This is a genomic window from Methylobacterium sp. Leaf125 (genome assembly GCF_001423085.1).
In the GTDB taxonomy this organism is placed as follows: domain Bacteria; phylum Pseudomonadota; class Alphaproteobacteria; order Rhizobiales; family Beijerinckiaceae; genus Methylobacterium.
On record NZ_LMNU01000001.1, the window covers coordinates 979264 to 1004767 of the forward strand.

Annotated in this window: 27 protein-coding genes; 13 read left to right on the forward strand and 14 right to left on the reverse strand. The window is 71.4% G+C overall.

Annotated elements, in window-relative coordinates; translation table 11 throughout:
• Positions 1 to 62 precede the first annotated feature (62 nt).
• The 3 genes from cobT to ASF58_RS04435 form a co-directional block, all read right to left on the reverse strand.
• Complete coding sequence (gene cobT / locus ASF58_RS04425; RefSeq protein WP_055947703.1) at positions 63 to 1964, reverse strand: cobaltochelatase subunit CobT; 1902 nt, start codon at positions 1962 to 1964, stop codon at positions 63 to 65.
• Positions 1965 to 2001: 37 nt separating this feature from the next.
• Positions 2002 to 2985 carry a cobaltochelatase subunit CobS gene (gene cobS, locus ASF58_RS04430; protein WP_055947706.1) on the reverse strand — a complete coding sequence of 328 codons (984 nt, stop codon included), beginning with the start codon at positions 2983 to 2985 and terminating at the stop codon, positions 2002 to 2004.
• Positions 2986 to 3239: 254 nt separating this feature from the next.
• A complete protein-coding gene (locus ASF58_RS04435; protein ID WP_055947709.1) occupies positions 3240 to 3866 on the reverse strand; it encodes a DnaJ domain-containing protein in 627 nt (208 codons plus the stop codon).
• 134 nt (positions 3867 to 4000) lie between these two features.
• On the opposite strand from ASF58_RS04435, the gene ASF58_RS04440 reads away from it, so the two are divergent.
• Together ASF58_RS04440 and arfB are read left to right on the forward strand one after the other, a co-directional pair.
• Entirely contained in the window at positions 4001 to 4285 is a 285-nt protein-coding gene (locus tag ASF58_RS04440; RefSeq protein ID WP_055948837.1) for a BolA family protein, read from the forward strand.
• A 59-nt stretch (positions 4286 to 4344) separates the two neighbouring features.
• Positions 4345 to 4767, forward strand: coding sequence for an alternative ribosome rescue aminoacyl-tRNA hydrolase ArfB (gene arfB / locus ASF58_RS04445; RefSeq protein ID WP_055947711.1), 423 nt, complete (start codon positions 4345 to 4347; stop codon positions 4765 to 4767).
• 8 nt (positions 4768 to 4775) lie between these two features.
• On the opposite strand, the gene ASF58_RS04450 is transcribed toward arfB, so the two are convergent.
• Complete coding sequence (locus ASF58_RS04450; protein ID WP_055947714.1) at positions 4776 to 5513, reverse strand: YoaK family protein; 738 nt, start codon at positions 5511 to 5513, stop codon at positions 4776 to 4778.
• A gap of 193 nt (positions 5514 to 5706) precedes the next feature.
• Positions 5707 to 6642: a methyltransferase domain-containing protein gene (locus tag ASF58_RS04455; RefSeq protein WP_055948840.1), complete on the reverse strand. Its 936-nt coding sequence runs from the start codon at positions 6640 to 6642 to the stop codon at positions 5707 to 5709.
• A gap of 41 nt (positions 6643 to 6683) precedes the next feature.
• Between ASF58_RS04455 and ASF58_RS04460 the strand changes: the two genes are divergently transcribed.
• The 3 genes from ASF58_RS04460 to ASF58_RS04470 are packed head-to-tail and all read left to right on the forward strand — an operon-like array spanning position 6684 to position 9915.
• Entirely contained in the window at positions 6684 to 7727 is a 1044-nt protein-coding gene (locus ASF58_RS04460; RefSeq protein ID WP_055947717.1) for a ligase-associated DNA damage response exonuclease, read from the forward strand.
• Positions 7724 to 9448: a cisplatin damage response ATP-dependent DNA ligase gene (locus ASF58_RS04465; protein WP_055947721.1), complete on the forward strand. Its 1725-nt coding sequence runs from the start codon at positions 7724 to 7726 to the stop codon at positions 9446 to 9448. Before ASF58_RS04460 ends, ASF58_RS04465 begins: the two co-directional genes overlap by 4 nt.
• Positions 9445 to 9915, forward strand: a complete 471-nt coding sequence (locus tag ASF58_RS04470) for a secondary thiamine-phosphate synthase enzyme YjbQ (RefSeq protein WP_055947724.1) — start codon at positions 9445 to 9447, stop codon at positions 9913 to 9915. Before ASF58_RS04465 ends, ASF58_RS04470 begins: the two co-directional genes overlap by 4 nt.
• A 12-nt stretch (positions 9916 to 9927) precedes the next feature.
• Here the strand turns inward: ASF58_RS04470 and ASF58_RS04475 are convergent, their stop codons facing one another.
• Entirely contained in the window at positions 9928 to 10374 is a 447-nt protein-coding gene (locus tag ASF58_RS04475; protein WP_055947727.1) for a DMT family transporter, read from the reverse strand.
• A gap of 95 nt (positions 10375 to 10469) precedes the next feature.
• Between ASF58_RS04475 and ASF58_RS04480 the strand changes: the two genes are divergently transcribed.
• The 3 genes from ASF58_RS04480 (at position 10470) to ASF58_RS04490 (ending at position 13272) form a co-directional block, all read left to right on the forward strand.
• Positions 10470 to 11390: a LysR family transcriptional regulator gene (locus ASF58_RS04480; RefSeq protein ID WP_055947730.1), complete on the forward strand. Its 921-nt coding sequence runs from the start codon at positions 10470 to 10472 to the stop codon at positions 11388 to 11390.
• A 76-nt stretch (positions 11391 to 11466) separates the two neighbouring features.
• Positions 11467 to 12639: a zinc-dependent alcohol dehydrogenase gene (locus ASF58_RS04485; RefSeq protein WP_055947733.1), complete on the forward strand. Its 1173-nt coding sequence runs from the start codon at positions 11467 to 11469 to the stop codon at positions 12637 to 12639.
• Positions 12640 to 12672: 33 nt separating this feature from the next.
• The gene (locus tag ASF58_RS04490) at positions 12673 to 13272 is read left to right on the forward strand and encodes a cyclase dehydrase (protein ID WP_244477181.1); all 600 of its coding nucleotides are present in this window, start codon (positions 12673 to 12675) and stop codon (positions 13270 to 13272) included.
• Between the two features lie 146 nt (positions 13273 to 13418).
• Here ASF58_RS04490 and ASF58_RS04495 read toward each other — a convergent pair whose 3' ends face one another.
• Positions 13419 to 14402 carry a catalase family peroxidase gene (locus ASF58_RS04495; protein ID WP_055947735.1) on the reverse strand — a complete coding sequence of 328 codons (984 nt, stop codon included), beginning with the start codon at positions 14400 to 14402 and terminating at the stop codon, positions 13419 to 13421.
• 92 nt (positions 14403 to 14494) lie between these two features.
• Positions 14495 to 15337, reverse strand: coding sequence for a porin family protein (locus ASF58_RS04500; RefSeq protein WP_055947738.1), 843 nt, complete (start codon positions 15335 to 15337; stop codon positions 14495 to 14497).
• A 603-nt stretch (positions 15338 to 15940) separates the two neighbouring features.
• On the opposite strand from ASF58_RS04500, the gene ASF58_RS04505 reads away from it, so the two are divergent.
• The gene (locus tag ASF58_RS04505; RefSeq protein ID WP_055947741.1) at positions 15941 to 16693 is read left to right on the forward strand and encodes a bacteriorhodopsin; all 753 of its coding nucleotides are present in this window, start codon (positions 15941 to 15943) and stop codon (positions 16691 to 16693) included.
• A 5-nt stretch (positions 16694 to 16698) separates the two neighbouring features.
• Positions 16699 to 17691: a Brp/Blh family beta-carotene 15,15'-dioxygenase gene (locus ASF58_RS04510; RefSeq protein WP_082512812.1), complete on the forward strand. Its 993-nt coding sequence runs from the start codon at positions 16699 to 16701 to the stop codon at positions 17689 to 17691.
• On the opposite strand, the gene queC is transcribed toward ASF58_RS04510, so the two are convergent.
• Genes queC through queE form a run of 3 tightly spaced genes read right to left on the reverse strand, consistent with a single transcriptional unit; the run spans position 17646 to position 19416 of the window.
• Positions 17646 to 18365 (reverse strand): 7-cyano-7-deazaguanine synthase QueC, encoded by a 720-nt coding sequence (gene queC, locus ASF58_RS04515; RefSeq protein ID WP_055947744.1) that lies wholly within the window; start codon positions 18363 to 18365, stop codon positions 17646 to 17648. The genes ASF58_RS04510 and queC overlap by 46 nt on opposite strands.
• Positions 18362 to 18739 (reverse strand): 6-carboxytetrahydropterin synthase QueD, encoded by a 378-nt coding sequence (gene queD, locus ASF58_RS04520; protein ID WP_055947747.1) that lies wholly within the window; start codon positions 18737 to 18739, stop codon positions 18362 to 18364. Before queD ends, queC begins: the two co-directional genes overlap by 4 nt.
• A gap of 44 nt (positions 18740 to 18783) precedes the next feature.
• Positions 18784 to 19416 (reverse strand): 7-carboxy-7-deazaguanine synthase, encoded by a 633-nt coding sequence (gene queE, locus ASF58_RS04525; protein ID WP_055948848.1) that lies wholly within the window; start codon positions 19414 to 19416, stop codon positions 18784 to 18786.
• A 388-nt stretch (positions 19417 to 19804) separates the two neighbouring features.
• Between queE and ASF58_RS04530 the strand changes: the two genes are divergently transcribed.
• The 3 genes from ASF58_RS04530 (at position 19805) to ASF58_RS04540 (ending at position 23929) form a co-directional block, all read left to right on the forward strand.
• Complete coding sequence (locus tag ASF58_RS04530; RefSeq protein WP_055947750.1) at positions 19805 to 21391, forward strand: D-alanyl-D-alanine carboxypeptidase family protein; 1587 nt, start codon at positions 19805 to 19807, stop codon at positions 21389 to 21391.
• Between the two features lie 327 nt (positions 21392 to 21718).
• On the forward strand, positions 21719 to 22861 hold the full coding sequence (locus ASF58_RS04535) for a GTP-binding protein (protein WP_055947752.1): 1143 nt from the start codon (positions 21719 to 21721) through the stop codon (positions 22859 to 22861).
• A gap of 108 nt (positions 22862 to 22969) precedes the next feature.
• Positions 22970 to 23929 (forward strand): hypothetical protein, encoded by a 960-nt coding sequence (locus tag ASF58_RS04540; RefSeq protein ID WP_156375518.1) that lies wholly within the window; start codon positions 22970 to 22972, stop codon positions 23927 to 23929.
• 38 nt (positions 23930 to 23967) lie between these two features.
• Here ASF58_RS04540 and ASF58_RS04545 read toward each other — a convergent pair whose 3' ends face one another.
• From ASF58_RS04545 to ASF58_RS04555, 3 genes are all read right to left on the reverse strand, one after another.
• Positions 23968 to 24288 carry an HPr family phosphocarrier protein gene (locus ASF58_RS04545; protein WP_055947757.1) on the reverse strand — a complete coding sequence of 107 codons (321 nt, stop codon included), beginning with the start codon at positions 24286 to 24288 and terminating at the stop codon, positions 23968 to 23970.
• Between the two features lie 117 nt (positions 24289 to 24405).
• The gene (locus tag ASF58_RS04550) at positions 24406 to 24807 is read right to left on the reverse strand and encodes a PTS sugar transporter subunit IIA (RefSeq protein WP_055947765.1); all 402 of its coding nucleotides are present in this window, start codon (positions 24805 to 24807) and stop codon (positions 24406 to 24408) included.
• A gap of 125 nt (positions 24808 to 24932) precedes the next feature.
• Positions 24933 to 25454, reverse strand: a complete 522-nt coding sequence (locus tag ASF58_RS04555) for a hypothetical protein (protein ID WP_055947768.1) — start codon at positions 25452 to 25454, stop codon at positions 24933 to 24935.
• Positions 25455 to 25504 lie beyond the last annotated feature (50 nt).

The following is a 25504-nucleotide window of genomic DNA, read 5'->3' on the forward strand; positions in this document are numbered from 1 at the left end:
TCGTTTCTCCGGGATAACCGGGTCTCGCTGATCCCTGACAGACGCGTGGCCTGAAGCAAACGCTAGCGTCGCCCGCCGGCGGCCCGCTTCTGCGGCGCCGGCGTGCCCGAATCCTCCTCGAAGAGTTCGGCGAGCTTCTCGGTCATCGCACCGCCGAGCTCCTCCGCATCGATGATCGTCACGGCGCGGCGGTAGTAACGCGTCACGTCGTGGCCGATGCCGATGGCCAGCAGTTCCACCGGCGACCGGGTCTCGATGTCCTCGATCATCCAGCGCAGGTGGCGCTCGAGGTAGTTGCCGGGATTGACCGACAGCGTCGAATCGTCGACCGGCGCACCGTCCGAGATCACCATCAGGATCTTGCGCTGCTCGGGCCGGCCCAGCAGGCGCTTGTGCGCCCAGTCCAGCGCCTCGCCGTCGATGTTCTCCTTGAGCAGACCCTCGCGCATCATCAGCCCGAGGTTCTTGCGCGCCCGGCGCCAGGGCGCGTCGGCGCTCTTGTAGACGATGTGGCGCAGGTCGTTGAGGCGGCCCGGGGTGTTGGGCTTGCCGCCGGCGAGCCACGCCTCGCGCGACTGTCCGCCCTTCCAGGCGCGCGTGGTGAAGCCCAGGATCTCGACCTTGACGCCGCAGCGCTCGAGGGTACGCGCCAGGATGTCGGCGCAGGTTGCCGCCACCGTGATCGGCCGGCCGCGCATCGAGCCGGAATTGTCCAGCAGGAGCGTGACCACCGTATCGCGAAAGTTCGTGTCCTTCTCGCGCTTGAACGAGAGCGGCTGGAACGGATCCGTGACCACGCGCACGAGGCGCGCGGGGTCGAGCTGGCCCTCTTCGAGGTCGAAGTCCCAGGCACGGTTCTGCTGGGCCAGGAGCCGACGCTGCAGCCGGTTGGCGAGGCGCCCGACCACGCCCTGGAGATGGGCGAGCTGCTTGTCGAGGTAGCTGCGCAGGCGCGCCAGCTCCTCGGCGTCGCAGAGGTCCTCGGCGTGGATGATCTCGTCGAAGCGCGGGTTGAAGACCTTGTATTCCGGACCGCGCGGCTCGTTCGTCCGCTGCGACGGCGGGCGCCAAGCCTCCGACGCCTCCTCGGATTCGGCGTTCTCGGCCTCGTCGGGCAACTCACCGGAGGGCGCATCGGCGGCCTCGGTGGCGCCTTCCTGCAACTCGTCGGTGGCCTCCTGCGAGGTCTCCATCTCGGAGCGGTCGCCCTGGGACTGCTCCTCGGCCTCGCCCTCGCTCGGGGTCTGCTCGTCGTCCTGGGCGTCGTTCTCGTCCTCGTTCTCGTCGTCCTCGGGGTCGAAGGGCGTCTCGTCCGCCATGTCGAGGGAGGTGAGGAGGTCGCGGACCGAGCGGGCGAAGGCGCGCTGGTTCTCGATCGCGCCGATCAGCCCGTCGAGATTCGTGCCCGCCTTCTCCTCGATATGCGGGCGCCAGAGGTCGACGATCTTCCGGGCCGCGTCGGGGGGCGCCGCACCGGTGAGGCGCTCGCGCACCATCAGGGCGACGGCATCCTCCATCGGGGCATCGGCCCGGTCGGTGATGTCCTCGTACTTGCCGCCGCGATGGTAGCGGTCCTCGAGCATCGCCGAGAGGTTCGCGGCGACGCCGGCCATGCGCCGCGAGCCGATGGCCTCGACGCGGGCCTGCTCGACCGCGTCGAAGACCGCCCGGGCGCCGGCATTCTCCGGCGCCAGCCGGCGGTGCACGGCGACGTCGTGGCAGCCGAGCCGCAGGGCCATCGAGTCGGCATTGCCCCGCAGGATCGCGACGTCTTCCGGCGTCAGCTTGCGCGGCGGCTCGGGCAGGCGCGCCTTCTCGCCCGTCAGCGCCGGGCGGTCGCTGGCGTAGACCACCTCGATCTCGGAGCGCTTGGCGATGGCGCGCAGGCAGCCCGCCACCGAGCGCTTGAGCGGTTCGGCGACGGGCTCGCGCCGGTCGCCGGGCTTGCGGTTGGAGATCGACATGCGGGTCGACGGTTTCCTCGAAACGGACGGAAGGGGCTCAGCTCAGGGCGACGTTCGAGGCGCTCTCGGGCAGGTCCTTGCCGAAGGCGCGCTGGTAGAACTCCGCCACCAGGGTGCGCTCCAGCTCGTCGCACTTGTTGAGGAAGGTCACCCGGAAGGCGAAGCCGATGTCCTGGAAGATGTCGGCGTTCTCGGCCCAGGTGATCACCGTGCGCGGGCTCATGACGGTGGAGAGATCGCCGTTCATGAACGCGTTGCGGGTCAGGTCCGCCACGCGCACCATGCGGTTGACGATGTCGCGGCCGCCGTCGCGCTGGTAATGCGCCGCCTTCGACAGGACGATGTCGACCTCGCGGTCGTGGGCGAGGTAGTTCAGGGTGGTGACGATCGACCAGCGGTCCATCTGGCCCTGGTTGATCTGCTGGGTGCCGTGATAGAGGCCGGACGTGTCGCCGAGGCCCACCGTGTTGGCGGTGGCGAACAGGCGGAAGGCGGGGTGCGGGCGGATCACGCGCTTCTGGTCGAGCAGCGTCAGGCGGCCCGACAGCTCGAGCACGCGCTGGATCACGAACATCACGTCGGGGCGGCCGGCATCGTACTCGTCGAAGACCAGGGCGACGTTGTTCTGCAGCGCCCAAGGCAGGATGCCGTCCTGGAAGGCCGTGACCTGCTTGCCGTCCTGCAGCACGATCGCGTCCTTGCCGACGAGGTCGATGCGCGAGACGTGGCTGTCGAGGTTGATCCGGATGCAGGGCCAGTTGAGGCGCGCCGCGACCTGCTCGATATGGGTCGACTTGCCGGTGCCGTGATAGCCCGTGACCATCACGCGCCGGTTGCGGGCGAAGCCCGCCAGGATCGCCAGGGTGGTCTCCCGATCGAAGATGTAGTCCGGATCGAGGTCCGGCACGTGCTCCTCGCTCTGCGAGAAGGCCGGGACCCGGAGGTCGAGGTCGATGCCGAAGGCCTCTCGGACGGAGACATCCCGGTCGGGGAGCGAGGCGGGCGAGACGTCAGAAAGCATAAGGACCTCGTCGGGGCGCGGGTGCCGTGGGGGTGTCACGGAACACGCGGGCTGTGTCGGACTTCGGGGCCTGGCGGTTCGGGAAGGATGAACCGCGCGCGACCGCCATCTAAAGGTCGACGCCGGGCGGCGCCAAGGGGTGTCAGGGCTGCATATAGGGCCTCGCCCGGCGATTGCCGCCCACCCAGAGCAGGGGAGCCCCGGAAAACGTGCATCGATCGTGCCGGAACCGCGCCGATCCGGCGATCGGCGCGTCAGCAGAGGCCGGCGGCGCGCAGGGCATCGTGGGCCCGGATGATGTCGCGCAGGCGCTCCTCGAACGAGCGGTCGCCGCCATTGGCGTCGGGATGGAAGCGCTTCACCAGGGTCTTGTACTGCGCCTTGATGGCGGCCGAATCCGCGTTCTCGTCGAGGCCGAGCACGTCGAGGGCCTTGAGGGTCGCCGCCGAGTGCCGGGGCCGACGCGGCTCGGGCGCCGCCTTGCGCCGGGCGGTCTCGCCGACACCCTCGGCCCGCAGGATGTCCAGGGGATCGACATAGGCCCAGTCGCGCTTGGGCGCCGCCTTGCCGCGCTCGCCGGCGGTGGCCGGGTTCACGCCCATCGCCCAGGTCGGGCGATGCCCGATGATCGCGTCCTTCTGGAAGGCCTGCACGGCGGCATCGTTCATGCCGTCGAAGTAATTGTACGTGGCGTTGTAGGCGCGCACGTGGTCCATGCAGAACCGCCAGTACTGCCCCTCCGCCTTGCGCCCCTTCGGCGCGCGGTAGAGCCCGGGGTTCTTGCACCCGGGAGTCTCGCAGGTCTGGGTCGCGGCCGTCTTCGGCTCGTCGCAGGACGGCTTGATGCGGATGCTGTCGAACAGGGGCGAGTTGAGATCCATGATAGGGCGATTATGAGGGGGTGGGTCGGAGACACAAGAGCGGCGGGCCTGATGCCGCATGCGGTGTTCGGGGGTTGACGCGCGAGACCGGACGCCAGCGCCCGACCCCCAGCAACAACGAGGAGACGTCCGCGATGACCGAGACCGTGACCCTGAAGGATTGGATCACCGACACGCTCCAGGCGCAACTGACGCCGCAGGACCTGGCGGTGATCGACGAATCGCACCTGCATGCGGGCCATGCGGGTGCGCGGCCCGAAGGGGAGACGCATTTCCGACTGGACGTGGTTGCCGCCGTCTTCGAAGGCAAGAGCCGCGTCGAACGGCATCGCCTCGTCAACGCCGCCCTCGCGCCGGCCTTCCAGCGCGGCCTCCACGCCCTGGCGGTGCGGGCCCGCACGCCTGCCGAAGCCTCCTAGAAGCGTCCGAGTAGCGTCCGAGAAGTGTCCTGGACGCGCAGCCTGCGAGAGACCCCGCCGTGGCCCTGCAATGCACGCCCCACATCGCCATCGACGAGGCGGAGCTGGAGGAAACCTTCGTGCGGGCCTCGGGCCCCGGCGGACAGAACGTCAACAAGCTCTCGACGGCCGTGCAGCTGCGCTTCGACGCCCGGCGCTCGGCCTCCCTGCCGGATGCGGTGGCCGTGCGCCTGATGCGGCTGGCCGGCCGCCGCCTCACCGTCGACGGGGTGATCGTGATCAGCGCCCAGCGCTTCCGGACCCAGGACCGCAACCGGGCCGATGCCCGCGAGCGCTTGGCCGAGCTCGTCGCCGAGGCCGCGGTGCCGCCCACCCCCCGGCGCGCCACCCGCCCGACCCTGGCCTCGAAGAAGCGCCGCCTCGACGACAAGTCGAAGCGGAGCGCCACCAAGCGGCTGCGCGGGAGCGGGGGAGCCGATTAGCTCGCCGGTCAGATCTGGGCCGCGGCGGCGCCGTCCGGCGGATGCCGCTCCACCTCGCCGCTGACGTAGCGGCTGCCCGGCTTCAGGATCGTCAGCCCCAGAGCGATGATGGCCAGGAGCGCCGAGAGCGCGGCCGGGAACAGGAACGCATCCTCACCGTAGCGCATCTGCAGGAAGCCGCCGATCACCGCGCCGGTGCTCAGGGCCGCCCAGAGGGGGGCCTGGATCCAGAACGAGGGCGCCACCGTGCCGAGCATGAGGTTGGCGAGCCCGGTCCCGAACCGCACCACGGCGCCGGTGACGTAGGTGAGCGCGAGGCTGCGCCCGCCCTCGTCCTGCAGCGTCGCGTTCTGCAGGCCCAGCGCGATGACGATCGGATAGGCGTGGAGCGGGAAGGCGAAGGAGCCGTGCGGGATGATCAGCCCGATGGTCAGGAACACGGATTGAAGCAGGAGCAGCACCGAGAGGCGCCAGCGCCCGACCCAGGCCGCGATCAGGGTGCCGGCGAAGGCACCGAAGCAGAACAGCACGATGACCGAGGCGACGCGCGACGTGCTCTCCCAGTCGAAGCGGCTGACCGAGACGCCGAAGCGTGTCGTGTTGCCGCTCATGAAAGACATGAACAGCTGCGAGAACTCGAGGAATCCGATCGAATCGGCGCAACCGGCCACGGCCGAGAGCGCCAAGGCGAAGGGGATGCGCGTCGCGGCGCTCGCCGGAAATGACTTGTTCTGCGTCTCTGCCATAGGTTTGCTATCCTCCGTCCCGTGTGGCGGCTGAACTACGGTGGCGTAAGGCCGATACGCTCGGTGCGAGGCCGGACCTCGACGTCAGGTCACGGGCGGGGTGCTCCGATGCGTCCGGGGCAACAGTCACGCTCCCGTTTGGTTCAACCGCGTCGTGCGCCAGCGCTCAAGGCCTGCAACGCAAACGTGAACGTTACCGCCGCCGGGCCACGATCACCCGGCCGGGGACGTCGGCACCGTTTTCCCGCCGCACGACGGCCGGCTGGGCGAACTCGCAGCTGAGGCCCGCCGCCGCCAGGGTCTCCTGCACCAGCGCGTCGCCGTGGGCGTAGCGGGCATCCGCGCCCAGGATGAGGCCGTCGCCCGCATGGGACTGCACCGTGAAGGCGAAGCGCCCGCCCGGGCGCAGGACGCGGGCGCTGCCGGAGACCATGCCGGAAAAGTCGCCCACGTAGATCATGACGTCGGCGGCCGTGACGCAATCGGCCGAGGCGGCGGGCTCGGCCGCGAGCGCCGCCACCAGTTCGCCCTCCACCAGGCGATGGTAGCAACCACGCCGCCCGGCCTCGGCCAGCATGCCGGGTGAGAGGTCGATCCCGGTCAGGTGCGCCGGCCGGCCGGCGAGGGCGGCCCCGACGAGGCCCGTGCCGCAGCCGAGGTCGATCACCCGCCCGAGGAACGTCGCCGGACCCGCCGCGGCATCGAGCGCCTCGGCGACGAGCGCGTGCCCGCGATAGGACAGGCCCTCCACGAGGTGGCGATCGAAGCGGGGCGCGTAGGCGTCGAACAGCGCCCGGACGTAGCCCGGCGAGATCGCGGTGATCGCATCGCCGGCGCCGATGCGCACCAGGGCGAGGCGCGCCCCCTGGGCATCCTCGGGATCGATGTCGAGGGCATTGGCGTAGGCGCGCAGGGCCGCGTGGTGATCGCGCGCCTGCCCGCCCTTCGCGTAGCGGGCTTCGCGGGCCAGCCCGAGCAGGAACCAGGCCGGAGCGAAGCGGGGGGCGATCTCCAGGGTCTGCTCCGCCATCTCGGCGGCACCGTCCGGGTTGCCCTCGTCGAGGCAGCCCTGGGCGTAGGCGTAGCGCCGGTCGGCGCGAAGGTCGCCGGAGGTGATCGTACGGGACATGTGGCTGCGCATGGGCTTCGGGCGCCCTATATGCCGCGCCGATGAGTTTCAGCGCCAGCGATCTTCTCACCCTGACCCGCGAGGGCCTGTACTGCCCCCTCGGCGGCTTCCATGTCGATCCGACCTGGCCGGTGCCGCGCGCCCTGATCACCCACGGGCATGCCGACCACGCCCGGGCCGGCCACGGGCGGGTGCTCGCCACCGGCGAGACCCTGCGCATCATGGCGGTGCGCTACGGGGCGGAGTTCTGCGAGAGCCGCCAGGAGGCGCCCCTCGGGCAGGAGATCCGCATCGGCGACGTGACCGTGCGCTTCGCGCCGGCCGGGCACGTGCTCGGCTCGGCCCAGATCGCGATCGAGGCGCAGGGCGTCCGGGTCGTCGTGTCGGGCGACTACAAGCGCGCCTACGATCCGACCTGCCTGCCCTTCGAGGTCATGCCCTGCGACGTCTTCATCACCGAGGCGACCTTCGGCCTGCCGGTGTTCCGGATGCCGGACACCCGCGACGAGGTGAAGAAGCTGCTCGATTCCGTGGCGCTGTTCCCCGAGCGCGCCCACATCGTCGGGGCCTACGCGCTGGGCAAGGCGCAGCGCGTGATGGCGCTGCTGCGGGAGGCCGGCTACAACCGGCCGATCTACCTGCACGGCGCGATGGAGAAGCTCACCGAGCTCTACAAGCAGGAGGGCATCCCGCTGGGCGAGACCCCGAAGGTCGTGGCGACCGAGCGCGCCAAGCTCCACGGAGCCATCGTGCTCTGCCCGCCCTCCTCGATCCAGGACGTCTGGTCGCGCAAGTTCCCCGACCCCGTGACCTCCTTCGCCTCGGGCTGGATGCGGGTGCGCGCCCGGGCCCGCCAGAAGGGCGTCGAGCTGCCCCTCTGCATCTCCGACCATTCGGACTGGCCCGATCTCTGCCGCACCATCCTGGAGACCGGGGCCGGGGAGGTCTGGGTCACCCACGGGCAGGAGGACGCCCTGGTCCACTGGTGCGGGACGCAGGGCATCAAGGCCAAGCCCCTGCACCTGCTGGGCTACGGGGACGACGGGGAGGCCGAGCCGGCCGCCGCACCGGAGGAGGCCGCGTGAACGACTTCGCCCACCTCCTCGACCGCCTCGCCTACGAGCCGCGCCGCAACGCCAAGCTGCGCCTGCTGCAGGATTATTTCGCCCACGCCCCCGACCCGGAGCGCGGCTACGCCCTCGCGGCGATGACCGGGGGCCTGACCTTTCGCGAGGCCAAGCCCGCGATGATCCGCGGCCTGGTCGAGGCGCGCATCGACCCGGTGCTGTTCCAACTCTCGCACAACTATGTGGGCGATCTCGCCGAGACGACGGCGCTGATCTGGCCGGCGCCCACGTCGCGGAGCGACGAGGCGGTCGTCGGCCCCGGCCACAACAACCCGCCCCCGCACGTGCCGACCCTGGCGGAGGTGGTCGAGACGCTGGGCACCGTGAAGAAGGCGGACCTGCCCGCCCGCATCGCCGAGTGGCTCGACGCCCTGGACGAGACCGGGCGCTGGGCGCTGCTCAAGCTCATCACCGGCGCGCTCCGGGTCGGCGTCTCGGCCCGTCTCGCCAAGACCGCGATCGGGGCGCTCGGCGGCCACGAGGCCGACGCCGTCGAGGAGGTCTGGCACGGGCTGGAGCCGCCCTACGCCACCCTGTTCGCCTGGGTCGAGGGAAGGGGCGAGCGGCCCACCACCCTGAATCCGGCGCCGTTCCGGCCGCCGATGCTCTCCCATCCCATCGACGAGGACGGCGATTTCGAGAAGCTCGATCCGGCCGCCTTCTCCGGCGAGTGGAAGTGGGACGGCATCCGGGTCCAGCTCGTGGGCGGACGCGACGAGGCCGGCGCGCAGGTCGCCCGGATCTACTCGCGCACCGGCGAGGACATCTCCGGCGCCTTCCCGGATCTGGCCGAGGCCATCACCTTCTCGGGCGCCATCGACGGCGAATTGCTGATCCTGCGCGAGGCCCGGGTGCAGAGCTTCAACGTGCTGCAGCAGCGCCTCAACCGGAAGGCCGTGACCCCGAAGCTCCTGGAGGAGTTTCCCGCCCATGTCCGCGCCTACGACCTGATGCACGCCGAGGGCGAGGACCTGCGCCCGCTGCCCTTCAGCGAGCGCCGGGCCCGCCTGGAAGCCTTCGTGGCGGCCCTCGACCACGCCCGGATCGACCTCTCGCCCCTGGTGCCGTTCGCGACCTGGGCGGATCTGGCCGCGTCCCGCGCCGACCCGGCCGCCGTGGGGGCGGGCGAGGATGCCGACGCCATCGAGGGCGTCATGCTCAAGGCCCGCGACAGCGCCTACCTGCCGGGGCGCCCCAAGGGGCCGTGGTGGAAGTGGAAGCGCGAGCCGTTCCGGGTCGACACGGTGATGATGTACGCCCAGCGCGGGCACGGGAAGCGCTCGTCGTTCTACTCCGACTACACCTTCGGGGTCTGGCGCGCGCGCGAGGACGGCGCGCCCGAGCTGGTGCCCGTCGGCAAGGCCTATCACGGCTTCACCGATGCCGAGCTGCAGAAGCTCGACCGCTACGTCCGCAACAACACCACCAAGCGCTTCGGCCCGGTGCGCGAGGTCGCCTACGGGCTCGACCACGGCCTCGTCCTGGAGATCGCCTTCGAGGGGGTGCAGCGCTCGACCCGGCACAAGTCCGGGGTCGCCATGCGCTTCCCCCGGGTGGCACGCATCCGCTGGGACAAGCCGGCGGCGGAGGCCGACCGGATCGAGGCCCTGGAGACCATCCTGGCCCGCGGCGAGCGCGAGATCGCGCCGGGCGAGACCCTGACGGAGGCGCAAGGATGAGGCGTGCGGGTAAAATCGGTACCTTGGAGGGCTTCGCCAGCGGCGGTGTCGAGCGGCAGGCGGGCGCGACCCTCACGGTCTCGACGCCGGGCCAGGGCTTCACCGACATCACCCGGTCGGTGGCCGAGTTCCTGGGGCGCAGCGGCATCGGCACCGGGCTCGTCACCGTGTTCTGCCGGCACACCTCGGCCTCCCTGACCATCCAGGAAAATGCCGATCCCGACGTGCAGACCGACCTCCTCACCGCCCTCGACGGGCTGGCGCCGCGCCATGCCGGCTACGTCCACGGCGCCGAGGGCCCGGACGACATGCCGGCCCATATCCGCACGATGGTGACGGATTCCGCCCTCGGCGTGCCGGTGCGGGGCGGGCGCCTCGCCCTCGGGACCTGGCAGGGGATCTACCTCGTCGAGCACCGCGACCGGCCGCACCGCCGGGAGATCGTCCTGCACGTGGTCGGGGCCTGAGGGCCGGCCGGATCAGCGCCGGATCAGGACCACGCCGCCGATCAGGAGCGCCACGCCGAGCACGCGGGTCGTGTCGAGCTCGCGCTGGGCGAGGCCGAGCCAGCCGAAATGATCGAAGGCCACCGAGGCCAGCATCTGGCCGGTGACGAGGAGGGCCAGGAAGGTCGCCGCGCCGAGCTCCGGGACCAGGATCGTGGCCAGCGCGATGAAGACCGCGCCGAAGAAGCCGCCGCTCCAGGCCCACCACGGGATGCGCGCCGTCAGGCTGGACGCCGGCAGCGGGTCGCGCAGGGCCAGGGCCAGCACCACCATGGACAGGAGGCCGACGAAGTAGCTCGCGAAGCCGGCCCAGGCGGCGGAGTTCAGGGCGATCCGGAGATTCGCGATCAGCGCCTGCTGCACCACGATGCTGGCGCCCGCCATGACGGAGAGGGCCACGGGAAGCAGGAGGTTGAACATCGGCCTGGCACCTGTTCGGGACACGGGCGCCTTGACAACCATTCCGTGGCCATGCCGTCAAATGACGGATCGGCGCGTTTCCATGCGAGCGAGGCATGATCAACCCGGGCCACCTCGATCTCTTCCGCGCAGTGATGCGCCACGGGGGCATGACCCGGGCCGCGGCGGCGCTGGGGATCGGCCAGCCCCACGTGAGCCGGGCGATGGCGCAGCTCGAGGCCGAGACCGGCCTGTCGCTGTTCGTGCGCGGCCACGGCACCGCCCGCCCCACGCCGGAGGGGGAGGCCTTCGCCCGCGAGGTGGAGCGCAGTCAGGCCGGTCTCGAGCAGCTGACCCACGCCGCCCGGCAGATCCGCGAACTCGGCACCGGGCCCCTGCGCGTCGCCTGCCAGCCCTCCCTGGCTTCCCGCCTGCTGCCGCGGGCGATCCGGCGCCTCATGGCGGAGCATCCCGGGGCCCGCGTCGCCGTCCACGTGCCGAGCCCCGACACGATCTGGGCCTGGACCGCCTCGGGCCGGTGCGACCTCGGCCTCGCCCGGCCACGCGCCGGCCATGCGGGGGTGACGGCCGAGCGCTTCCTCACGGTCGATGCGGTCTGCGCCCTGCCGCGCCGGCATCCCCTGGCGCGCCGGCGCTCCATCGCGGTCGCGGACCTGGCCGGCGAGATCCTGATCGCCGGCGGGCCCGGCCTGTTCCAGGAGGCGGTCGAGGCCCGCTTCGCCGAGGCCGGGTGCGTGCCGCGCTTCCCCCTGATGGCCCAGTACACGGCGGCGCGCTGCGGGCTGGTGGCGGAGGGCCTGGGCCTCGCCATCGTCGATCCGGTCCCGGCGGGCGAACTCACCGGCCTGCCGATCGTGCTGCGCCCGTTCCGGCCGGCCCTGTCGATCGAGACCACGCTGATCCGGCCGGCGGGCCACCCGCCGGGACGCCTCGCGGAGCGCCTGATCGACTTCCTGCGACGGGAACGCGACGCGCTGGTCTCGGAGCCGAGCCGCCTGCCCGATGAAGGCCTGTAACCCGGGACCGAACCCACGTCCCGTCGCCGGGTTCTCAGCGTATCGGCGACACGAAACCGTACGTGGGAGAGATGCGATGAAGGCCCTCGTCTGGCACGGAACTCAGGACATCCGCTGCGAGTCCGTTCCCGATCCGCGGATCGAGGACGACCGGGACGCGATCATCAAGGTCACGGCGTGTGCGATCTGCGGCTCCGACCTCCACCTCTACGACCACTTCATGCCCGGCATGGAGAAGGGCGACGTCATGGGCCACGAGTTCATGGGCGAGGTCGTCGAGACCGGGAAGGGCGTCAACGGCAGCCTGCGCAAGGGTGAGCGGGTGGTGATCCCGTTCACGATCATCTGCGGCGCCTGCGACCAGTGCAAGCGCGGCTTCTTCTCGGTCTGCGAGCGCTCCAACCGCAACAAGCACCTGGCCGAAAAGGCCTTCGGGCACACCACCGCGGGCCTGTTCGGCTACACCCACCTCACCGGCGGCTACCAGGGCGGACAGGCCGAGTACGTCCGCGTGCCCTTCGCCGACAGGACCCACATCAAGGTGCCGGAGGGGCTCACCGACGAGCAGGTGCTGTTCCTCGGCGACATCTTCCCCACCGGCTGGCAGGCGGCGGTGCAGGCCGACATCCAGCCCACCGACACCGTGGCGATCTGGGGCGCGGGCCCCGTCGGCCAGATGACGATCCGCTCGGCCATCCTGCTCGGCGCCAAGCAGGTGATCTGCATCGACAGCGTGCCCGAGCGCCTGGACATGGCCCGGGCCGGCGGCGCCATCACCATCGACCACACGCAGGAGAGCACCGTCGAGCGGCTGAACGAACTCACGGCCGGCAAGGGTCCGGAGAAGTGCATCGACGCCGTCGGCATGGAGGCCCATTCACCGCGCGCGCTCGAACAGGTCTACGACCGCGTCAAGCAGGCGGTGATGCTGGAGAGCGACCGGGCCACGGTGCTGCGGGAGATGATCTACGTCTGCCGCCCGGCCGGCATCCTCTCGATCCCGGGCGTCTATGGCGGCCTGGTGGACAAGATCCCCATGGGCGCCCTGATGAACAAGGGGCTGACGGTCCGCACCGGGCAGACCCACGTCAACCGCTGGACCGACGACCTCGTGAAGCGCATCGCCGACGGGCAGATCGACCCCTCCTTCGTCATCACCCACCGGGGCGGCCTCGAGGACGGGCCCGAACTCTACAAGACGTTCCGCGACAAGAAGGACAACTGCATCAAGGTCGTGCTCCGGCCCTGAGTGGCGCCCGTTTTCCCGATCGAGGAGGTCCGCATGCCCGCATCCGCGTCCCGTCCGAATCCGCCCGCTCGTCCCGGCCGGACAAGGCCCGAACGCCCGCCCTCCCGGCTGTCCTCGGACCACCGGCGCCGGCCCGATCCGGCCACGCGCCAGGTGGCGCAGGGCCTCGGCTGGTTCTCCCTCGCCCTCGGGGTCACCGAGCTGACCTGCGGCGACGCGATCGCGCGCTGGCTCGGCATGCCCCGCGCCGGCGCGCTGGTGCGTGCCTACGGCGTGCGTGAGATCGTCCAGGGCGTCGGCATCCTCGGCTCCCGCGATCCGACCCCCTGGATCTGGGCCCGGGTGGCCGGTGACGGCCTCGACGTCGCCACCGTCCTGCCCGGGCTCACCGGCGATCCGCGCCATCGCGCCAACACCGCCATCGCCCTCGGCGCCCTGGCGGGCGTCGGTGTGGTCGACGTGCTCTGCGCCCAGGCGCTCTCCGACGCCCCCCTGGCGCCCTCGGAGCGCGTGCGCGCGGATTACCGGAGCCGGAGCGGTTTCCCGAAGGGCATCGCGGCGACGCGCGGCGCCGCCCGTGACGTCCGGCCGCCGGAGTTCACGACGCCGGAGGCGCTGAGGGCCTGGGCCTAGGGCGTGGGCCTAGGCTGTGGGCCCGGCGCGGTCGCCGGGCGACCCGACGGACACCGGTCTGCGGGGATCCTTTCTCGGGCACCCGTCGCGACCGGCGTGACGCCCCAGGGAAACGCCCAGGAAAACGTCTTCGGGTTCGCTCGGGCTCAGTTGGCGCGCCGCGACAGCGAGATCGCGTAGGCCGGCGAGCGGATGGCGAACATCGGGTCGTCGGCCGGACCGGCGACGCCGTCGGGGAGGTCTGTGACCGGGTCGAAGGTGGCCGCGTCGCAGGTGGCTGCCGGTTCGAGGGCGTCGATCGCCACGGTGCCGAGCCGGGTCGTCTTGCGGTTCTCCTCGGGCCAGAGAACGGTGGGATCGTGGGTCGGATCGCCGGGCTCACCGCGGATCGCCACGAGGTCGAACGTGGCCGGTCCCTGGGCCAGCCGCTCCTTCAACTCGTCGGCGTAGAAGGCGTCGGGCTTGGCCTTGGCCTCGTCGTCCGTCAGGCCGAGCTGGCCCGCTGTCGCCACGGTCTTGAGCTTGGCCACCGTGGCCGTCCCCTTGGCGTCGGTGAGCGTGTAGGCGTGGACGCCCCAGTAATCGACGCCCGCGTAGCTCGCCGGTACCGGGCGCGCGGTGAGCCAGGCCGCCTGGCGCGTCGTCTCGGGGTTGGCCGCTCCGAAGGCCTTGATCTTCTCGGCATCCGGCTTTCCGTCCGGTCCCGGCGCCCGCACCGTGGCGAACTCGAGCAGCTGCTGCGGGGTCTTGGTGCCGAAGACCGGGGCCGAGATGAACACGAACACCATGTCGCCGGTCGGGTGGGTGACCCGCATGGAGAAGCCGCGCGTGACCGGCTTTGCCTTGTCGGACACCTTCGGGTTGCTGCCGCCCATGGAGAAGCGGGCCGTCATCGGCAGGGGCTTGTCGGAGGCACTCGTGAAATGCGGAGCCTTGGACAGGCCCTGCGCCTCGGCCGAGGGCGTGAAGCTGCCCTTGACGCAGACGCCCTTGGCCCCGCTCCCGCGCACGTTCGGCTGATTGCCGCCGGCCTTGAACAGGGCGTCGACGATGGCCTGCGTCTCGGGCTCGGCACGGGCATGCGTGGCGACGGTGAGGGCGGCGGCGAGAAGCAGCAGGTTCGGTTTCATCACGGGCGCACCCCACGGGCAAACGGATCGCGGTCGGGAGACAATGGAGCCGGCACCCCGGGCGCGATCCCGGGGTGCCGGCCGGGTCGGGCCTAGTAGCTGCCGAACTTGTAGTTCAGGCCGGCCCGGGCGATGCTACCCTCGGTGGAGATGCGGCTGTTGTAGCCGACCCCGGGACCGCCGACGCTGGCGACGAGCAGATTGCGGCTGCCGAGGTCGTAGCGCAGGTATTCGGCCTTCACGGTGACGGCGCTGGACTTGAAGAAGTTGAAGAACGAGTCCGTGGGCAGGGCGTACTCGATGCCGCCGCCATAGGCGTAGCCGGTCTCGATGTTGGAGCGCGACCCCGCATAGGTGACGGGCACGCCCGTGGTGAAGGCGATGCGCTGGGTGACATCGCCGTAGGCGAAGCCGCCGGTCCCGTAGATCAGGAACTTGTCGAAGGCGTAGCCGATCCGGCCGCGGACGGTGCCGAGGAACGACAGTTCGGTGCGGTAGCTGTTGGTCAGCTGGTTCGGATTGAAGACCGGGTTGAAGATGACCTGGGTCGTGGTGCGCTGGAGGTCGGTGTACTGCGCATCGGCCTCGAGGCCGACCACGATGCCGCTGCCCGGCGTGAACTGATAGTTGTAGCCGACCTGGCCGCCGCCGGTGAAGCCTTCGGTCGCGTTCCGCACGGACGCCTGACGCAGGCCGTTGAGGACGTTGTTCTGCAGCTGAGCGCCGCCCGGGGTGTTGATGCCCGTGGTGCGGATCGTGTCGTTCTCGCTGAAGACGTAGCCGGCGTTGATACCGAAATAGGCGCCCGTCCAGGTGAAGACCGGAATGGGCGTGAAGACCGGCGGCGGGGCCTGACGGCGAGGCAGGTCGGCGGCAGCGGCGGCACTGGTGAGGAGGGCCGCGGCACTGCCGGCAAGGAGCAGCGTCTTGAGCATCGGAAAGGGCCTTCGGGTTCAGGACTTTCGGGATGGAGGGACGGTGCCCGCCCACCCTCGACATGCCGATGTCTGGCGATCGCGCATAGATCTGCTGGCGTTCAAAGGTCATCTTCCGAAGCAGATTGCCCGCTTTCCGGCCTAGACGTGATCCATCGGCAACAGAAACCACAGTTGATCTCGCAGTTATAAACTTTCCGTGATGACGGATTAAATGCGTAACCTCGATTTTACTGCGCCGTCGACGGTCGTGTTGACTTGAGCAACGGATCGCGGCGTTCGGAAGAGCGGTCTTTGCCGTGCGACTCCGCCACGCCGAAGGCCCGCGCGTCGCCGGGGGCGCCGGCGGCCTGCCGGGATCCTGGCGGCCGAGCGCCGGGGCCGGCCTCCCGGCCTCGACCGCTCGGCGCGGTGCCGGGATTGGGATGAGGCCGGCCCCTCGTCCGATCCCGCGCCCCGACGCGTCGGGCCCGGCTCGGCGGGCGGTCCGGTCTCACTCGACTGTGACCACGCGTCCCCGCAACGAACGGCGCCGACGCCAATTGGGCAGGAGGGCCGCCACGTTCCGGGCCGGCCTTTCATCCCCGTACCGACGAGATAGTGATGACGCCTCAATTCTGGCTTTGGCTCGGCTTCGCCGGCATGGCGGCGGGTGCCGCCGCGATCTTGTTCCTCGGGAAGCGGCGGACGCCCGTGGAGGAAGCGGATGCCATCATCCACGGGATCGTGCCGATCATCGCGGCCTGTTCCTACTTCGCCATGGCGACGGGGCAGGGGAGCATCGCCCTGCCGGCCGGTCCGGAGGCCGCGGATGCCGCGCGGCAGTTCTACTTCGCCCGCTACCTCGACTGGACCTTCACCACGCCCCTGCTCCTCGTCGGCCTCGCCCGCACGGCGATGCATTCGGGGATGCGCCGTCCGGCCGTCGTCTGGGGCCTCGTCGGCTCCGACCTGATCATGATCGTCACCGCCCTGGCCTTCGGCCTGTCGACGGTCGCCTGGGTGAAGTGGACCTGGTTCGCCATCTCCTGCGGCGCGTTCCTGGCCGTGTTCTACGGGATCTTCGTGCAGCTGCGGGAGGAGAACGCCACGGAGCGGGCCGATGTTCGGTCCGCCTTCCTGCGCAACGCCGTGTTCCTCTCGGTGGTCTGGTGCGCCTATCCCGTCGTGCTCCTCGTCGGCCAGGACGGCCTCGGCATCCTGTCCCCCGCCGTGGCCCTGGCCGTGGTGGCGATCCTCGATCTGACCGCGAAGGTGGTCTACGGCGTGATGGCGACGCTGCAGACCACGCGGGCGGTCGACCGGGACCTCGCGGAAGGCAAGGCCACGGCCGCGCCCCTGCGCCGGGCGGCCTGACCCGGATGGCGGCTCGCCCGGTCCTCCCGGGTCTCGGGACGCCCGTCCGGGCGCGCCGCCGGCGCGTCGGTTCGGGGGGCGCGGGCCTGCTGCCCCTGGCGGGCGCCGGCGTGGCCCTCGCCCTCGTCGCCTCCGCGGCCCTGCCGCGCGAGGCGTCCTGGCTCGCGGCCCTGGCGGTGGTGATCGGGCTCGGCGTCCCGCACGGCGCCCTCGACGGGGCCGTGGCCGCGCCCCTGCTGCGCCCCCGCTTCGGACGCGCCTGGTTCGGGGTCTTCGCGGTGCCGTATCTCGGCCTCGCCGGCCTCGTCCTGCTCGCCTGGCACGTCGCCCCGATGGCGACCCTGGCGGGCTTCCTCGCCCTCTCGGTGCTGCATTTCGGCGAGGAGGATGCCGGCCCGGGCCGGCCGCTGGAGATCCTGGTGCGCGGCGGGCTGCCGGTGGCGCTGCCGGCCCTGCTGCGCCCCGAGGAGACCGCCGGGCTGTTCGCGGCCGTCACGCGCCTGCCGATGCCGCTGCTCCCCGGCTGGTGGGTGGCGGCCTCCTGGCTCTGGCTCGCCCTCGCGGCGTACTGGGTGCTCGTGCAGGCCCGGTCCTGGTCCGTGCGCGGCGAGATCGCCGCCCTGGCGGCCGCCTTCTGGCTGCTGCCGCCGCTCACCGCCTTCACCCTGTACTTCGTCGGCCTCCACGGCCCCCGGCACATGCGCGCGCTGGTGAACGATCCGACCCGGGCGCCCGGCATCGACAGCCTGGGCAAGGCCGTCCGCGCGTCGCTGCCGGTCTTCGGCCTGACGCTCCTGCTCGGCGCGGCCCTGTGGCCGCTCTACGCCGCCGGCTCCGGCTCCGGCTCCAGCTCCGGCGCCGGCACGCTCCTGTGCCTCACCCTGCGGATGCTCTCGGCCCTGACGGTGCCGCACGTCCTCCTCGACCGGATCGCGGCCCGGTCGCCGGCGGTTCAGGCGGCCGGCGGCGTCACCGGCTCGGCGACGAACTTGGCATAGCCCTTCGCCCGCAGGTCGCAGGCGGGGCACTGGCCGCAGCCGTGGCCCCAGGCATGGCGGTCGCCGCGGGTGCCGAGGTAGCAGGTGTGGCTGTCCTCGACGATGAGGTCGACCAGCGCCGGGCCGCCGAGGTCTTGGGCCAGCCGCCAGGTCTCGGCCTTGTCGATCCACATCAGGGGCGTGTGCAGGACGAAGCGCCGGTCCATCCCGAGGTTGAGCGCCACCTGCAGCGCCTTGACGGTGTCGTCCCGGCAATCCGGGTAGCCCGAATAATCGGTCTCGCACATGCCGCCGACGAGGTGGGTCAGCGACCGGCGATAGGCCAAGGCCGCCGCGAAGGTGAGGAACAGGAGGTTGCGGCCCGGCACGAAGGTGTTGGGCAGGCCGCCGTCCTCGAACGCGATGGCGGTGTCGCGGGTCAGCGCCGTCTCGGAGACCTGGCCCAGGGCATCGAGGGCCAGCGTGTGGTCGTCGCCGAGGCGCGCCGCCCAGGCGGGCTTCAGGGCCGCGAGGCCCCGGCGCAGGGTGTCCCGGCCGTCGAGCTCGATGCGGTGGCGCTGGCCATAATCGAAGCCGAGGGTCTCGACCCGGTCGAAGCGCTCCAGCGCCCAGGCGAGGCAGGTGGTGGAATCCTGGCCCCCGGAGAACAGGACCAGGGCGCCGCCGCCGCTCATCGCCGGGCCTCGCCCTCGGACCCGCCCTCGTACTCGGCCCAGGACATCGGCGTCTCGTAGACCTTCACGGAGGAGAGGGCCGGCAGCGCCGCCTTGGTGCGGTCCCAGATCCAGGCCGCGATGTGCTCGGCGGTGGGGTTCTCCAGCCCCTCGATCTCGTTGAGGCAGTAATGGTCGAGGCGGGCCAGCACCGGCGCGAAGGCGTGCTCGACGTCGAAGAAATCCACCACCCAGCCGGTGGCCGGGTCGACGGCGCCCGAGAGGGTGAGCTCGACCCGGTAGGAATGCCCGTGCATGCGGTGGCAGCGATGGGTCTCGGGCACGTTCGGCAGGCGGTGGGCCGCCTCGAAGGTGAAGGCTTGGGTGATCTTCATCGAGCAATCTTCATGGTGCGAGCGGGCGGGATCCTCCGGGATCCTCAGGGAATCCCGATGATCTTGTGCGTCTGGAGCGAGAGGCGCCAGCGCGCGTCGCGCCGGCAATAGGCCACCGCCGCGGCCGTGTGGGCGACCCGGTCCGGCCCGTCCATGGGCTGGAGCCAGTGGTGGCGGAAGTCGAGATCCGCGAAGGCGTCCGGGGCGGCCTCCGCCTGCGGGAAGACGAGCTTGAGTTCGTGCCCGCTGCGCTGGACCAGGGGATTGCCGGCCTTGGGGCTGACGCAGATCCAGTCGATTCCGGCCGGGGCCGCCAGGGTGCCGTTGGTCTCCACCGCGATCTCGAAGCCGGCCGCGTGGACCGCCGCGATCAGGGCCTCGTCGAGCTGGAGCAGCGGCTCGCCGCCGGTGAAGACGACGTAGCGGTGGCGCGACCCGCCCATCCAGGTCCCCGCGATGGCGTCGGCCAGGTCCTGCGCCGTGGAAAAGCGCCCGCCGCCCTCGCCATCCAGGCCGACGAAGTCGGTGTCGCAGAACCGGCAGGCGGCGCCGGCGCGGTCCTCCTCGCGGCCGGACCAGAGATTGCAGCCGGCAAAGCGGCAGAACACCGCGGCCCGGCCCGCCTGCGCGCCCTCGCCCTGGAGGGTGTGGAACAGTTCCTTGACTGCGTACGCCATCACGTCCTCGGCACCCGCCCCGGCGAACCGCCCCGGCGAGCCCACTCCATCCTCTGAAACACGCTTCGACTCTCAGAAACACGCTTCGGCCGCCGCAGCGCCTGACGCGCACATAAGCGGTCGAACGCGCGGGCACCACGGGCCGCGGACGGCCCCCACCCATGCGGAGGGCGGCGGTATACCATGATTCCGCCGGCTTCTCGCATCTGCGAGAGGGTCTGCCATCCTCCTGCCACGGAACGCGGCTTTGTGGAGACCGTGTCACGATCCGGCGAGACGCGCTTGCCGTCCCTCCCGGAGGGGTGGCATGCCAGCTTGGCCGTTGACCGGCTTCCCGCCAGGGCCGATCATCGATCGGGCCGGGGCGTTCCTTCTTGAGACAGGCCTGATGTCGAACGGATTGTTGAGGCGCCTCGTCGTCGGTCTCGCGGTGGCGGCGAGCCTGCTGGGTGCGGGCGCCGCGAACGCCACCACCGCACCGATCCTCGTGGTCGATGTCGATTCCGGCAAGGTGATCTACGGGCAGGCGGCCACGGATCCGTGGTTCCCGGCCTCCATCACCAAGCTGATGACCACCTACGTCGCCCTGGACCTCGTCCGGCAGGGCAAGCTTTCCCTCGACACGCTGATCACCATCTCGCCGGCCGCCGCCGCCGAGCCGCCCTCCAAGATGGGCTTCCGCCCGGGCACCAAGCTGACCCTCGACAACGCCCTCAAGATCATCATGGTCAAGTCGGCCAACGACGTGGCCTGGGCGATCGGCGAGAATCTCGGCGGCTCCGTCGAGGGCTTCGCCCAGATGATGAACGAGACCGCCCAGCGCATCGGCATGCGCGAGAGCCGCTGGACCAACCCCAACGGCCTGCCGGACGCCCGCCAGTGGACCTCGGCCCGCGACATGGCGGTCCTCGGGCGCGCCCTGATCCGCGACTTCCCCGACAGCCGCGGCCTGTTCTCGATCAGCGCGATCCAGTTCGGCCGCTCGGTGATGGCCAACCACAACGGTCTCCTGGGCCGCTATGCCGGCGCCGACGGCATGAAGACCGGCTTCATCTGCTCGGGCGGCTTCAACGTGGTGGCCACGGCGACCCGCAACGGGCGCCGCATCCTCACCGTGGTGATGGGCCAGCCGAGCGCCCGCGAGCGCGACCTCAAGGCGTCGGACCTGTTCGACTACGGCTTCAGCCAGTCCCCGGGCTGGGGGGCGCAGACCCTGGACGCCCTGCCGGTCTCCGGCCTCTCGGAGCCGCCGGACATGCGGCCCTACATCTGCGACCGGAAGAAGCCGATGCCGGTGGACGAGGGCCAGGGCGCCATCACGGCCAGCGCCGGGGCGGCCGGCGCCAGCGCCGACAACGCCAATGCGCAGCTGATGGCCGCCGCCGCTCCGCCCTCCGCGGCGCTGGCCTTCGCCACCATGAACAGCGCCGCCCTGCGCAATCGCGCCCTGCCGCCCCGCGCTCCGCTGCAGCCGATCCTGGTCTGGATCGGCCGCGACCCGGCCGAGGGCGCCATCGCCCTCAACGAGCAGGAGGAGGCCGAGAAGGCGGAGAAGGCCGCCAAGATCGCCGACGCCCGCAAGGCCAAGCTCGAGGCGGTCGCGGCCAAGCGCGAAGCGGCCCATCAGGCCAGGGCGGCTGCCTCCGCCTCAAAGGCGGCCGCCACCGCTTCAAAGGCGGCCGCCCCCGCCACGAAGGCGGCCGCCAAGCCCGAGCCGAAGAAGGCGCTCGCCCGCGGCAAGGCCGGCGTTCCGGCGACGGCGAACGCCTACGCCCCCGCCGAGTCGACGCCCGTGATGGAGGGCGCCCCGAAGCTGAAGGTCGGCGCCGTCAAGAAGCCCGCGGCGAAGGCGGCCCCCAAGGCGGGTGCCAAGACCGACGCGAAGACCGACGCGAAGGCCGAGCACAAGCCGGCCGGTGCCGCCGCGAAGGCCAAGTCGACCAAGTCGGCCAGCAAGACCCAGGCGGACGAGTAGGACGGTCTCCGGACCGTCCGCCTCTGGCAGGCGCCCCACGCGGGGCGCGCGCCGTGCCGACGGCCGTGTTTCAGCCCCGCGACATTCCGGGGCCGCAAAGCGGAGCCCGGGATCCCGACACGCGTAGGGTGCGGGACCGTCCACCGTCGGCGGCTCTGGAGTCCGGGCTCGCCTGCGGCGCCCCGGACCGACGGTGTGGGGCCGACGACGCGCTGACCGACGGGTCGGCCGCAGCCCCACCGACGCCACCCCGCGCGCGTGCGTTCTGTAACATTATAACATCGACGTGGGATTGAGCGGAGCCGCCGGGAGGGCTAGGTCAGGGGGATGACCGACCTGTCCAAGCCCGATCCCCGCGCGCCCGAGCCGATCCCGCTCACCGTCCTCACCGGATTCCTCGGAGCCGGCAAGACGACGCTGCTGAACCGGATGCTGCGCGATCCGGCGCTGGCCGACACCGTGGTCATCGTCAACGAGTTCGGCGAGATCGGCCTCGACCACCTGCTGATCGAGCGGATCGACGAGGACATGGTCCTGCTCGGGGCCGGCTGCCTGTGCTGCACCGTGCGGGGCGACCTCATCGCGACCCTGGAAGACCTGCTGCGCAAGCGCGACAACGGCCGCATCCAGCCCTTCCGCCGGGTCGTGATCGAGACCACGGGCCTCGCCGATCCCGCCCCGATCCTGCACGCGCTGATCTACCATCCCTATCTGGTCATCCGGTACCGCCTGCAGGGCGTCGTCACCGTGGTCGACGCGGTGAATGGGGCCGCGACCCTCGACGCCCATGGCGAGGCCGTGCGGCAGGTGGCGGTGGCCGACCAGATCGTCGTCACGAAGCGGGATCTGGCGGACCATGACGGCCGCGCCCTGGCGGCGCGCCTGCGGGCCCTGAACCCGACGGCGCCCCTGCGCGAGGCCGCGGTGGCGCCCGTCGACCTCCTCGGCGGCCTGTTCGGCCTCGACGGCAAGAGCGACGACGTGCGGGCCTGGCTCGGTGCCGAGGCCGCGCGCGAGGCCCATCACGATCATCCCCACGATGGGCACCCTCACCACGGCCATCACCACCACCAAGGCCATCATCACGACGTGAACCGGCACGATGCCGCGATCCGGGCCTTCAGCCTGACCAGCGACGCGCCGGTGCCCCGGGCCGCCTTCGAGATGTTCCTGGATCTCCTGCGCTCGGCCCACGGCCCGAACCTGCTGCGCCTGAAGGGCCTCGTGGCGCTGGCCGACGCGCCCGACCGGCCGCTGGTGGTGCACGGGGTGCAGCACGTGATCCACGCTCCGGTGCATCTCGAGGCCTGGCCCGATGCCGACCATCGCTCGCGCCTGGTCCTGATCCTGCGCGACCTCGACCCGGCCTTCGTCACCCGCCTGTGGGACGCCTTCCTCGGAAGGCCCCGCATCGATGCGCCCGACGCGGCAGCGCTGACCCAGAATCCCCTCGCCATCCCGGGCGGCTAGGCCGCGCCGTCCGGAAACGGGCGGCACCGATCTTGAAGCCTTAACGCCGACTGGCGCCTCAAGGCGCCCCCTTGTCCCAGGACGGGACGCGGCGGATCGGATCGGCACATGAGACAGCGCTTCACGGTGATCGAGGGCGGCGCGGCGACCGGCAATTCGGTGGCCCAAGGTTCGCTGGCGCAAGGTTCGGTGATCGAAGCTTCGGTGATCGAAGGTTCGCCGGCCGATGCGGCCCTGAGCGCGCGCGTCCCCGCTTCGCCGATCGCAGCGTCGGTTTCCTGGCGGGTCGACCTGCGCCGGGCGGTGGCGGTGAGCGAGGGAGAGATCGCGGCGTGGCGTGCGCTGCTGGTGCGCGCGCGGGTCGCCGATCCGATCCGGTCCGATCCCGACTACCTGCTCTCGGCGGCCCAGCATCAGGCGGGGGGACGCGACCTCGTCTTCGCCCTCGCCTGGGTGACTGGGCAGGGCCCCGACCAACTCGCCGCCGTCCTGCCGCTGGCGATGCCCCACACCCTCTGGGGCCAGGAGCGGATCGGCCTCTGGCAGCCCTACGGCACCGCGCTCGCCCCGGTCATCGCGCCGGCCTGCTTCGCGCCCGTGCGCGTCGCCGTGGCCGATCGCCTGCGGGCGCTTCGTCCCCGCTCCGTGCTGGTGCTCGAGCCCATGGCCGCGCCTGAGGCGGACAGCGCGGTCGCGCCGCTCCGGGCCGTCCCGCAGCGCGCCGGGATCCCGGCGCACAGCCTCATCGGCGTGCGGGCGAACCCGGCGCCGGTCCAGGTGGAGCGGGTCAGCGAGCCCAGTCTCGTCCGTGACGCGGTGGAGGAGTTCCTGCTCCTCGATGCCGAGGTCGCGGCCGCCCCGATCATCGGCGATCCGTCGGAGGCGGCCCTGGTGCGGGTGGTGACGCGGCTGTTCGCGCAACGCCGGCAGGTCACGGTCGCCCTGACGCGGCGGGACGATGCCATCGTCGCGGCGACGATCACGCTCGGCCACGGCGCGCAGGCCGTCCTCTGGCGACAGGTCGCGGGCGAGGCGGGGGTGCCGGAGCGTTACGGCCGCCGCGCCTGAGCGGGACGCGCCGCGCCCGATGCCCCGTGCGCCGGCGCCTACTCGTCCTCGCCGAACTTGTTGGCAAGGAGGTCGGTGATCGCCGTCATGCAGGCCTCCGCGTCGCCGCCCGAGGTGACCACCGCGATCGTGGTCCCCTGCGCGGCGCCGAGGGTGAGGAGGCCCATGATCGAGCGGCCCCCCACCGTCTCGCCCGAACGGGTCACCGTGACGGCGGCATCGAAGCGCTCGACGGTCTGGACGAACTTGGCCGAGGCCCGGGCATGCAGGCCGCGCCGGTTGATGATCGGCAGGACCTGGATCAGCCCGCCCTCGGGCACCGGCGGCAGGCTGTCCTCGGCGTCGTCGTCGTAGCTCATGGGCGTCGGCCGTCCCCTCGCTGGCGCGCCGGGCCGCATTCTGCGGCCTCGGCAGGCCCTCCGTTCACGCCGGGGGCCCGAGATTGCCTGTAAGCCGTGGCGGCAAGGGAAGAAAGTCTATTTGCCGGCCAGCACGCGGGACGCGACATTGATGTACTTGCGGCCGGCTTCCTGGGCGTGGAGGACGGCGTCGCCGAGGGGCTCGGCATCGCGCACGCTGGCGAGCTTGATCAGCATGGGCAGGTTGATGCCCGCCACGACCTCGACCTGTCCGCCGTTCATGCACGAGAGGGCGAGGTTCGAGGGCGTACCGCCGAACATGTCCGTGAGCACGACGACGCCCTTGCCGGTGTTCACGCGGCTGACCGCATTCATGATGTCGAGCCGGCGCAGCTCCATATCGTCCTCGGGACCGATGGTGATGGTCTCGATCTGCTTCTGAGGCCCGACGACGTGTTCAAGGGCAGCCTTGAACTCCGTCGCCAACAGCCCGTGGGTGACGAGCACCATTCCAATCATCGACGCGGGTTCCAACGCCTTGTGAGCGGAGCCGCCATTTTGTGCAGCGCAAGGTCGAGCGCAAGGTGAATGCGGCATTTTGTGTGCTCGAACGTCATGATCATGCCACGTGGGTGGCACCGGCGCTACGGTCTCGGGAGCGGCGTCAGACGCAAGACCGGGCAGTGCGTCCCGCTTGCCACGCCGGCGCAGGCGGCCAGGGCGTCGAGAACCAGGCGCGGCGCGAGGCCGGAGCGCCGCAGGGCCGCGTCGAGGCACAGGCTCGGCAGGTCGACGTCGAGGAGCCGCGTGCGGCTCAGCGGATTCTCCGGCAGGCGCGGGGCGTCGGCGACGCAGTCGACCACCAGCCGAACCGGAACGCTGGGCAGGACGTCCGCGACCGGCAGCAGGCCGAGGCCCCGCACCTCGATCCGATCGCCCAGGGTGGGGTCGGCATGGGCCAGCACGGTTCCGCCCTGGCGGGTCAGCCGGACCCGATCGTCGGCCACGAGGCTCGCCGGCTCCTGCATCAGGGCGGCCCGGTCGAGGAGGAGCAGCGCGAGGGTCGACTTGCCGGCGCCCGACGGTCCCCGGATGAGCAGGCCCGCCTCGCCGAGGGCGATGCAGGTGGCGTGCACCGAATCGGTCCGGCTCGACGGATCGTTCATGAATCGCTCACGGCTTGCTCACGGCGCGGCCCTCATGGCTCGGCCGGTCC